The following is a 10,457-nucleotide window of genomic DNA, read 5'->3' on the forward strand; positions in this document are numbered from 1 at the left end:
CATTCCTGCGGGGGTAGATAACAATTCCAGAATCAAACTCTCTGGTGAGGGTGAACATGGGATTGATGGGGGACCTCCGGGAGACCTCTACGTTGTGATTCGTGTGAAGAAACATCCGATCTTCGAACGGGATGGATCTGACATATATTGTGAGGTTCCAATCAGCTTTCCACAAGTAGCCCTTGGCACTGAAATTGAGGTTCCTACCTTGGAGGGTAAAGCTCGCTTAAAAATCCCAGCTGGCGCCCAGTCCCACAAAATATTTCGCCTGAGGAATCAAGGAATCGTAAACTTGCGTGGTGGCAACAGAGGGGATTTGCATGTGCGGATTGTAGTTGAAACTCCGACAAATCTCTCTGTTCGACAAAGAGAGCTACTTGAAGAGATGGAAAACATCAGTGATCAAGATAGTCACCCCCTGAGAGACAAATTCATGAACACAATCAAAGGTTTTTTCTCCTAGAAAAATCATGAATTTGTCTAACACAGATTTGTTTGATGATTTTGAAGATCAACTTCAAGGTTGTGAACTCTCATTCCAAAACTTTAGTGGTAACAAGAGCTTTTTTGGCCAGATCTCCACAATCAGGTGCCATGAAGACAAGAGTCTAATTGCCAGACTCTATCGGAAAACGGTCAGGGAAGGGTTCTGGTGATTGATGGTGCAGGCTCCCTTCGTAGAGCCCTTGTTGGAGATGTGATCGCAGAGCTTGCCCGTGGCAACGGTTGATCTGGAATCGTTGTGCACTGTGTGATTCGTGACAGCGTTGCAATTGGTAAATTGGCTTGAAGGCTCTTGGTACGAGTCCTCGTAGAAGTACCAAAACGGGATCTGGCTTCCAAAACATACCCCTACAATTTGGGAACACCTACTTTACACCAAACCATTGAATTTATTGTGATTCTGATGGAATAACAGTATCTCTGACAAACTTACTCGCCTGAAATACCCCCTGCACCCCCATATATCCTGATCGAACGATCTTCCAACACTTGAATCCTCCCTGAATAAGGGATAAGTTCGTCGGCTCAATTTAACTGGAAATAAGTTTGGTTCAACAGACAGTTCACAGAATAGTATTACGCTAACTCAAAGACATGCCCCAACCTAAGTTGATTTCTCTAGCAACTGCAGTTGATCGCTTCACGCAAAACGGTGTTCAATATGCCAGCGGTGCGGCACTACCAATCGGTTCTGATGCGATCGTTCTTGGACGGGAACTTTTGCGTCAGGGTCGGAATCAACTCCATGCGATTTTTCACTGTAATTCCCAGCAACTCAATCTCTTGGCTGGGGCTGGTGCTGTGGATAAAGCAGAATGTGGTTTTTCTGGTCTCGAGGTTTTTGGATTTGCCAACGGACTGCGCAGAGCGGTAGAAACTGGTGTGACCCAACTGGAAGATTATTCCAATCTTGCCATGGCAATCAGGCTATTTGGTGGTGCGATGAACTGGCCCTTCGTACCCGCTACAGTAAATATCGGCTCCGACATTCAGTATCGCAGCGCTTTCTCACCAGAAGAATATCCAGCAACCAGCAAGATACCTATGATCACCGATCCCTTCAGTGGTCGACAACTCGGGGCCTTTCAAAGTTTACAACCAGAAGTTGCTGCAATTCATGTCTCCATGGCCGACTTACTGGGTAACGCTATCATGTTGGGAACGGAGTGGAGCCGGTTTGAATTATCTCGTGCCGCCAAAAAGGTGATCTTGGTGGCTGATGAAATTGTCCACACAGACTGTATGAGACAATTCCCTAACCTGGTCCGCATTCCAGATATCGTAGTTGATGCCGTTGTCTACTGGCCTTTTGCTGCCTGGCCACAAAGTTCACCAGGACTTTATGATGTGGATGAAGATCATATGCGTTCAATGAACAAAGCTCTTGCTACGGAAGAAACCACCCAACAATATTTGAAAGACTATGTATTTAGCTACCAGAGTCACCGAGACTATCTGGGCATGATTGGCAATGAGACGAGAGAAAAAATCACCCAAACCGAAACCAGTTTTCTGATGGATCCTTACCGCAAGTGGATTCTTTCTGCAGATGAAATTTCAAAATTAGTTTTGGAGGGTGAGAGATGAACAGTCATAAGCTTGAATACACTCGCCAGGAAATGATGGCTATTGCCACTGGCCGGGAATTACGTGACGGCGAGCTAGCCATCTTTGGTGTGGGACTCTCAATGCTGGCTGGTTATTTTGCTCAAGAGCACCATGCACCAAATATTCGTGCAATGACGGAGGGTGGAGTTTATGGAGCAATTCCAGTTGGAGGACTCCCTTGGGGGATTGAATGCAACCGTATCTCAGTGAATGCGACCAGTTTCACGAATGGAGTGGATGCACTAGGATTTCTAGTCGCTTCCGGACGCTGTGATGTCGGTATTATTGGAGCCGCTCAGGTCGATAAGTTTGGAAACGTCAATACCACTGGAATTTGGGATGGGGAGATTGGAGAACACTATCGAGCGCCCAAAACCAGGCTAACTGGCGCTGGAGGAGCAAACGATATTGCATGTGGAGCGGGTAGGGTTTTGATCATGGTAGCCCATGAGCCAAAAAGATTTGCTGAAAAGGTAACCTACATAAGCTCACCTGGATACTTGGATGGCGGGAATACTCGAGAGCGTTACGGTTTTGTAGGAGGTGGCCCCTCTGCAATCATCACAACTCTAGGTATCCTCAGACCTAACCCCGATACCAAGGAATTTCAACTAGATGCCTACTACCCTTTCTCAAACATAGAGGAAATCCAGTCCAATACTGGTTGGGAACTGAAGGTTTCTCCAAGGGTGCATGTTGTATCAGAACCAACTGTGGATGAATTAAAAGCATTGCGGAAAGTTGATGAAACTGGAGCGTTGCGCAAACAGTGAGACAAGTGATCAATTTCTAAATTTAACTCAATCAGAGAAGAAAATGACTGAAGCAGCTTTGGTACTTTGCCACGACGATGAAGGCGTGACCACACTGACTATGAATCGACCTCAAGCACGGAATGCTCTCTCCCAAGGAATGCTGAGAGCAATGCTAGATGCCTTCATTGAGGTTTCTACAGATGAAAAAGCCAGAGTTGTCATTCTGGCAGGAGCTGGCCCTGGCTTTTGTGCGGGACACGATCTCAAGGAGATCAAGGCTCAGAATTATTCAAGAAATTACACAGAACAACTTTTCGCAGATTGTGCAGAGTTGATGCAGACGATCATCCGTCTACCTAAACCTGTAATTGCCCAGGTAGATGGAATAGCGACTGCTGCAGGAGCCCAACTCGTAGCAAGTTGTGATTTGGCGATTTCCTCACAAGAGGCACGCTTTGCAACACCTGGTGTTAATATCGGTTTATTTTGTTCCACTCCAATGGTTGCTCTTTCTCGTAATTTATCGAACAAGCACGCTATGCAGATGCTACTGACAGGCGACCTGATTGATGCCCAAAATGCCTACAGAATGGGATTAGTCAACGAAGTTGTCGATGCAGAACAGCTTGAGATGAAGACGATGGAACTGGCAAGAAAGATTGCCTCCAAATCTCCACTGACTGTCGCTATCGGCAAGGAAGCCTATTACCGGCAGGCTGAACTGCCATTGGGTGAAGCGTATGATTACACGAAGGAGGTGATGGTTCGAAATCTGGAGGCTCGGGATGCTCAAGAGGGAATCTCTGCTTTCATTGAAAAACGTCATCCCGTCTGGTGTGGGAAATAGTTCCATCTACGATCAGTTGCGTCTTCGCAGTAGGATTCAGAATCTCCCAATGAGCAACCTGGAGATAAAAAAAACCACCATGCCAACCACGATGGTTAGCAACAGGTTGTTTTTCCACCAACCCGCCATAAAGGCTGCAAAGGCTCCCAAAAGATGGGGATTTTGCCAACTAAGTTGGACAGAATCTCCCTGAGGAATCAAGACAGCGGGAGCGACAATCGCCATCAAGACAGCCACTGGAACATACTGCAGCGCACGCTGGAGAGGCTTAGGAATTTGTAAGGAGCCTGCCAGTCCAAACGGAAGATAACGGACCAGAAAGGTTACCAAGAACATCCCACCAACTAACAAGAACTCATTCATCGGACTTCACCAACCTCAGTTATTCGATTACTAGCCAATCTTTGTTCCAGAAAAAAACCAGTAGCTACTCCAGCTAACGCAGCAATCATCAGCCCGAGTTTGTTTGGCAAACCATGCAAAGCCAAACCTAGGGCTGAAGCAACGATGGCCGCGGCGATCATTGGACGATTCTTCAGATAAGGCACAACGATGCCGATGAAGGTTGCAGACATGGCGAAGTCCAAGCCCCATTCCTCCAAACCCGGCACCACTCTCCCAAAGAAAATCCCTATCATCGTACATAGTTGCCAATTGAAATACATGATGAGTGCGGAGCCTAGGTAGTACCAGTGCATGTGAGTTATTGGCGAGGGTTCAGCATAGTGCCGAACAGCCACCGCAAAGGTCTCGTCAGTCAGCCAGAAAGCCAAAGGAATGCGCCAACGTTGAGGCAAGTGCCGAACCTGCTGGAGAAGTGTAGTTGAATAGAGGAGGTGTCGTAGATTCACCACGAAGGTGGTCAACACAATGACTGGCCATGTGGCCCCAGCAGAGACCATTCCGAGGGCTATGAATTGAGCTGATCCAGCAAAGACAATTGCTGAAAAAGCCAAAGCTCCCCAGAGAGAAAGTCCTCCACTCTCAGAGAGAGTTCCAAAGATAATTCCAAACGGAATTGCTCCGACAATCAATGGTAAGGTATCCCGAACTCCCCTCCAAAACTCACTTTGTGGTGTCGAATTCATGGGATCACATCAACCTAAGGCAGTTGACCAAGGAAGAACTGACAGGCATCGCTTCTTTCAATGCAGAATGGGAACAGCAGTAACTTCACCCGACTGAACCTGCCACAGCTCAGCGTAAGTTCCCCTGAGCTCCAATAAGTCATCATGATGTCCTTCCTCTACCACCTGACCATCTCTCAACACCAAAATTCTATCAGCATGTCGGATCGTGGAAAGTCGGTGAGCAATAATCAACGCAGTCTTCCCTTTTGTGATTCTGGAAAGACTTTGTTGGATTGCCCTCTCTGTTTCAGTATCAACTGAACTGGTTGCTTCATCAAATACCATGATTGGAGCATCTTTCAGGATCGCCCTGGCAATGCTGAGACGCTGACGCTGTCCACCAGATAAACGAATGCCTCGCTCACCAACCACAGTTTGATAATCATCTGGCAAGGTCATGACGAAATCATGTAGCTGAGCTGATTCTGCCGCAGCCTGGATTTGGGCTAGGTCTCTATTCGGGGAACCATAGGCTATATTCTCCGCAATCGTGCCATGAAACAGGTAAACATCCTGACTTACCAGGGCGATATGACTTCTAATGTCCTGAAGCGTTAGATCCCGTAGATCTAGCCCATCAAGGCAAATTGCTCCACCAGATGGATCATACAAACGCAGGAGCAACTTGATCAGTGTTGACTTCCCAGCACCTGTTGCTCCAGCAATTCCGATTGTTTCTCCAGACCGCACCTTGAAATCGAGACTACGCAAGACCGGCTCGCCCCGACGATAGGTAAAATGGACTTGATCGAAGTGTATCTCTCCCTGCATCGGTTTAGGAAGGACTCGAGGTTTGGCAGGATCTTGAATTTTGCTAGGAGTTTGCAAGAGGCCAAACGTCCTTCGGGCACTGGCCTTGGCACGCTCATACTCATCGAGCGTGATCCCCATCCGAGTCAAGGGCCACAACATCCGCTGGATAAGCATTGAAAACAGAACCAACTCACCAACTGTCAGTACTCCCTTGTCCTCCAGAACCCAGTAACTTCCAAGCAGAAGAACCCCCCCAAAACCAATTGCCACTGCCATTCGAATAAGAGGGACATAGACAGAACTGAAGCGAATTGCAGCATGATTGGCTTTCTTGTATTCCAGTGATGCTTTAGAAACTCGTTGGGATTCAAATGCTTCTGCTGTGAAGCTCTTGATGACAAGTATGCCTGCAATGTTGTTTTCAAGACGACTACTCAACCCTCCAACTGCCTCTCGAACTTGCTTATAACGTGGTGATATGAGGTTTTGATAAAACCAGCTTCCCCAGAGAATCAAGGGAACAGGAAGCAAGCCAATCAGAGCCAATTGCCAGGAAACATCCACCAGTACAAAAATTGAAAATAAAAACAGCACCAGTAACTGAAGCAGTTCGTTAAAACCTGTGTTCAAAAACCTTTCAATTTGATTGACGTCATCATTGAGCATCGCCATAGTTTCTCCCATGCGGTGATTCTCAAAGAATTCAATCTCTCGTTTCTGGATGTGGTTGTAGGCATCTGTCCGTAAATTGTGTTGGACTCTTTGAGCAAGGTTCATGAAGCCATACTGGTAGGCCCATTCAAATAGGCTCTCAAAGCCAAAGATGACAACGCCAAGTACTGCAAGAAATACTGCCAGAGACCATGGATCTGATGTACCCACAAGATTAGCGATCCATTCAGGGGGTTCTCGGCGAACAGAATCTATCACCCAGCCCACAAGAACTGGAGGCATCAAGTCAAGAATCTTGTTCAAAATGCTGTTAAAACAAGCCCACGTAAACCAGCCTCGATGAGGTAGGATGTAGTACAGCAGGCTGATCATTGGATGTGGAGTGGAATACATCTAGTAACTTTCTTTAAATATCTCGTAGCGTTGAATTGGGCCAAGAAGGTTTCCAACTCAATGTATGCAAATCCATTCAGAACAATTCTTGAATGGCATTTTACCGGGGTTATCCTGCCTTAAATTCAGTAATTTTGCACTTTCTCAAAAACATGAGTTCACATGTCGTTTTTTTGTCGTGGTCCCTTGCTGTTCAGCTTGCTTGGATTCGGAATTTTTGCTTGCAGCAGCAATCCGCCCAATAATGTTGATTTCAGTTATCCAACCAACAAAAGACTTCATGTGATGGAACTTTGTGAATTGCTCTACACTCCACGCTATGCTCGATACGTTGCTCCCTCTCTGGATGCGCGCGTACAAAAATTGGTTCCAATTTCAAATGGTGTGATTGCCCGATTTTATGATGGCCGCAGGTATGAAGTGCCATTGGACTCCCAATTGCCTCCGGGCGAACACTACTGTGTCTTTGAATCCAATCCGACCCCTTGTGCTTCCAACGACAAGGACTGGGACCGTCGCTGTGAGCGTAAAACCCCGATGCGTATTGACCGATTCGCCAACTGATTCCCAAAAACACTCCCCATGAATGCTTTGATTCTTGTCGATCTACAAAATGATTTCACTCCCAGTGGGGTGCTCCCGGTTCCTGAGGGGGACAGCATTGTTCCGTTGATCAATCAACTTCAGCAAAAGTTTGACCTCGTTGTAGCAACACAAGACTGGCATCCCTCTGACCATCAGAGTTTTGCAGTTCAGCACGAGGGAAGACAACCAGGAGAATTAATTGATCTGCATGGAATATCGCAAGTCCTCTGGCCAATTCACTGCGTTCAAGAAACCGAGGGAGCCCAATTCATCTCCAATTTGGATCAGAGTAAGGTCAAAAGAGTTTTCCGCAAAGGGCAAAATCCACGAATTGACAGCTACAGCGGATTCTTTGATAACGACCACCAGAGCAGTACAGGAATGGGGGAGTATCTAGGTGAGCAAGGAGTAGACGAAGTATTTGTGGTATGTCTGGCAACCGACTACTGTGTACACTTTACGGCAGCAGATGCCACTGAATTCGGGTTCCAAACTATCATGATTTCAGATGCGACTCGTGGAGTGAATTTGCAGAAGGGAGATGTGGATCGTGCCCTTTCTGCTTTGCAGGAGCAGGGGGTCCGCATTCTTTTGAGTTCGGAGTTGCCCTGATCCGTCACAAAGATTTAAACAGTTCTTAAAAGTGCTAGAGGCTTCTGACGTAACGTTCTATGTGCTGCAAGACTGGCTGTCACAACGCTAAGGGCTACCACTGCCATCAAAGTAACCGCATTGCTCCACCAGTTGATTCTCCAGAGATTTTCGAAGACCACCCACGAAATGATGAAAGAAAAGATCAAGCTGAGTAGTAGGCCCGAAGCTGCTGCAAACAAAGCCAGCAGCCCAAACTCTGTTTGAACAATGCGCATCACTAGGGGGAATCGTGCCCCCAAGGTCTTGAGCAGATTCATCTCCCAAACCCGACTTTGTACTTCCTGGCGAGCGATAGAGTACAAGACCACCAGACCAGCCAGAATTGCCAAATACGCCATAAAATTAATTGCAAAGCTGACCTGATCAATGATCTCGAAGGCTCTCGCTAAAATTCTGGTTACATCAATCACAGAAATATTGGGAAAGGCACGAACGATACTGTTTTGCAGAGAAAGTCGTTTTTCAGGAGGAACATTCCGAATACTAGCTAGGAAAACCTTGGGGGCATCTTCCAACGCTCCAGGCTGCATCACGATAAAGAAGTCTGGTTGAAAAGTTGTCCATTCCACCTTCCGCAAGTTAGCCACCTGTGCTTCAATTGGGATACCGGCGATGTCAAAGGTCAACCGGTCCCCAACTCGCCACTCACGCCAGCTAGCAAACTCTTTTTCCAAAGAAACCTGGACGGGTTGGTCACCCATGAAATCATAGTTTCCGCTGAGTGGCGTACCTTCTACAATCCCAAGGTTTGCCTGATCCGCAGAAAGATAGGACAGGTTGTATGTTCGACTCCTTCGTCGGCGTTCACGGTTTTCATCACGAACTACATCATCTCTGTCCTGTCCTTGGTAAATCTCTCCATTAACCATTGAGAGTCGAGCTCTCACCAATGGAGAAAGGCTCTCTAGCACAAAACCTTCTTGGGTGACCACGTTGGTCAGACCTGCGATCTGCTCTTCCTGGATATCGAAGACAAAAAATGTTGGGACCCGACTGTCATCAGGTCGTTCCAATTCTTCGACCAGCCCCTGCTGCAACTGTGGAATCAGATTGATCAGCAGGGTTCCCAAGGACATTGACAGGAAACAGGAAATCGCCGCAACTCGGTTACGATTTAGGCTACGAAGAGCGATCTTGAAGACGGGTTTTTGACGATTCGAAAGACGCCCACAGACCTTGAAGAGCAGCCAGGCCAACAAAGCCAGGACTAGCAAGGCTCCCATGAAAAGCAACAAAAACAATCCCCCTCTTTTGAATCCGGCAACCCAGATCGTCAGTCCTCCATAAACCAAAAGACCGGGTAAGTAGCTCACCAGCTTCAGCTTCCAGGTGTTACCACGACTGAACTCTCGACTAGTATCCCGTAGTAGGGCAATTGGTTGAACACGATGAATTGAAGTCAGTACAGGTAAACAGAAAATCAGACTACCAATGGTTCCCAACACCATGGCCACCCCGAGACTGGCCCAAGGCATTTTTTGTTGAAACCCAAGTGGAAGAAAATCTGAGACAAGATGAGGTAGAATCTGTAACAAGGCTAGAGACGCGAAGGTGGAGACAATGACTGCCATCCCACCCAGAATCAATATCTGACTGAGTAATAGGAGATAGGTTGACTTTCTGGCAGCCCCTAAACTCATGAGAATTGCTATTTCCTGAAAACGGCTGTGCAAATAATCTCGGAATAAATAGGCTGCGCCCAATCCTGCTAGAAACAGAGCAACCAGCGAGACCATTCCCAGATAATCATTCAGATAGCCCAAGGCTCGGCCAACTTGCTGGCTTGCTCCGGCAGGGGTCTGAACTCTAAGCGAGTATGCTTCTTCACCGAGTTCATCCAGATCCTTCTGTAATTTTTTGGCAGCTAGTTCTTCATCAATTCCTGGAGCTAACTTGTAATACTCACGGTGGAAAACCCTGCTTTTCCCAACAGCTGTTAGGCCTGTGTTCTGGACCTGCTCGTAGCTCATGTAAATTCGGGAAGCCACTCCAAAAGTAGAGAAGCTGGTTCCTGGATCCTGCAGAACTACATCAGCAATCTTGAACATCTGGGTACCAATCTGCAGGGAATCTCCCAGTTTCAAATCTAGAGAGGTCAGCAAGTCAGGATAGACCCAGATGACTGGCTCCTTCAGCGCTTGGGCAACTTCGCTTGGTCCAATGATTCCTTTTTCCTGAAGTTCCAATTCTCCGTATAGTGGAAAGCCGGCATCAACAGCAATAATCTGTGATAAGCGTGAATTGACTCCACTGGCAGACATTGAAACAAAGGAGATCTGACGACTCTGATCAATGGGTTCAAGGCTCTTGCTAATCGTTCGGAGTTCTTCTTCTGTGAAGGGACGAGTTGCATTGACCGCAATGTCAGCGGTTAGGATACTTTTCGCATTACGTCCCAAATGACTTTGGATCGATGAATTGAAAGAATTAAGCGCTAAAAAGCCTACCAACCCAATTGCCAGATTAAGGACGAAGAAAGCACTGAATTTACGGTTGTTGCGGATTTCTCGCCAAGCCAGTTTAAACCAGATCTGCATAGGCCTTTGATCAAAGAAA

At 47.0% G+C, this 10,457-nt stretch carries 11 protein-coding genes; 7 read left to right on the forward strand and 4 right to left on the reverse strand.

Annotated features, from left to right (window positions below; genetic code table 11):
- The 5 genes from P8O70_20475 to P8O70_20495 all read left to right on the forward strand — a co-directional run.
- Nucleotides 1-463, forward strand: a 463-nt coding sequence (locus P8O70_20475; protein MDG2199216.1) for a DnaJ C-terminal domain-containing protein, incomplete at its 5' end; no start/stop codon positions are given.
- Nucleotides 464-652: 189 nt separating this feature from the next.
- Nucleotides 653-730: a hypothetical protein gene (locus tag P8O70_20480; GenBank protein MDG2199217.1), complete on the forward strand. Its 78-nt coding sequence runs from the start codon at nucleotides 653-655 to the stop codon at nucleotides 728-730.
- A 368-nt stretch (nucleotides 731-1,098) separates the two neighbouring features.
- Nucleotides 1,099-2,091: a CoA-transferase gene (locus tag P8O70_20485; protein MDG2199218.1), complete on the forward strand. Its 993-nt coding sequence runs from the start codon at nucleotides 1,099-1,101 to the stop codon at nucleotides 2,089-2,091.
- The gene (locus P8O70_20490) at nucleotides 2,088-2,885 is read left to right on the forward strand and encodes a CoA-transferase (protein MDG2199219.1); all 798 of its coding nucleotides are present in this window, start codon (nucleotides 2,088-2,090) and stop codon (nucleotides 2,883-2,885) included. Before P8O70_20485 ends, P8O70_20490 begins: the two co-directional genes overlap by 4 nt.
- Before the next feature lie 43 nt (nucleotides 2,886-2,928).
- Nucleotides 2,929-3,714 (forward strand): enoyl-CoA hydratase, encoded by a 786-nt coding sequence (locus P8O70_20495; GenBank protein MDG2199220.1) that lies wholly within the window; start codon nucleotides 2,929-2,931, stop codon nucleotides 3,712-3,714.
- A 36-nt stretch (nucleotides 3,715-3,750) separates the two neighbouring features.
- Here the strand turns inward: P8O70_20495 and P8O70_20500 are convergent, their stop codons facing one another.
- The 3 genes from P8O70_20500 to P8O70_20510 are packed head-to-tail and all read right to left on the reverse strand — an operon-like array spanning nucleotide 3,751 to nucleotide 6,662.
- Nucleotides 3,751-4,077 (reverse strand): AzlD domain-containing protein, encoded by a 327-nt coding sequence (locus P8O70_20500; protein ID MDG2199221.1) that lies wholly within the window; start codon nucleotides 4,075-4,077, stop codon nucleotides 3,751-3,753.
- Complete coding sequence (locus P8O70_20505) at nucleotides 4,074-4,802, reverse strand: AzlC family ABC transporter permease (GenBank protein MDG2199222.1); 729 nt, start codon at nucleotides 4,800-4,802, stop codon at nucleotides 4,074-4,076. Before P8O70_20505 ends, P8O70_20500 begins: the two co-directional genes overlap by 4 nt.
- Nucleotides 4,803-4,859: 57 nt before the next feature.
- Nucleotides 4,860-6,662: an ABC transporter ATP-binding protein gene (locus tag P8O70_20510; GenBank protein ID MDG2199223.1), complete on the reverse strand. Its 1,803-nt coding sequence runs from the start codon at nucleotides 6,660-6,662 to the stop codon at nucleotides 4,860-4,862.
- Nucleotides 6,663-6,824: 162 nt separating this feature from the next.
- Between P8O70_20510 and P8O70_20515 the strand changes: the two genes are divergently transcribed.
- Both P8O70_20515 and pncA read left to right on the forward strand, forming a co-directional pair.
- Entirely contained in the window at nucleotides 6,825-7,226 is a 402-nt protein-coding gene (locus P8O70_20515) for a hypothetical protein (GenBank protein MDG2199224.1), read from the forward strand.
- A gap of 18 nt (nucleotides 7,227-7,244) precedes the next feature.
- Nucleotides 7,245-7,859, forward strand: a complete 615-nt coding sequence (pncA, locus tag P8O70_20520; protein ID MDG2199225.1) for a bifunctional nicotinamidase/pyrazinamidase — start codon at nucleotides 7,245-7,247, stop codon at nucleotides 7,857-7,859.
- A gap of 14 nt (nucleotides 7,860-7,873) precedes the next feature.
- Here pncA and P8O70_20525 read toward each other — a convergent pair.
- Nucleotides 7,874-10,457 (reverse strand): hypothetical protein (locus tag P8O70_20525; protein MDG2199226.1); only part of this gene is annotated, 2,584 nt, incomplete at its 5' end.

Source organism: SAR324 cluster bacterium, assembly GCA_029245725.1.
Lineage (GTDB): Bacteria > SAR324 > SAR324 > SAR324 > NAC60-12 > JCVI-SCAAA005.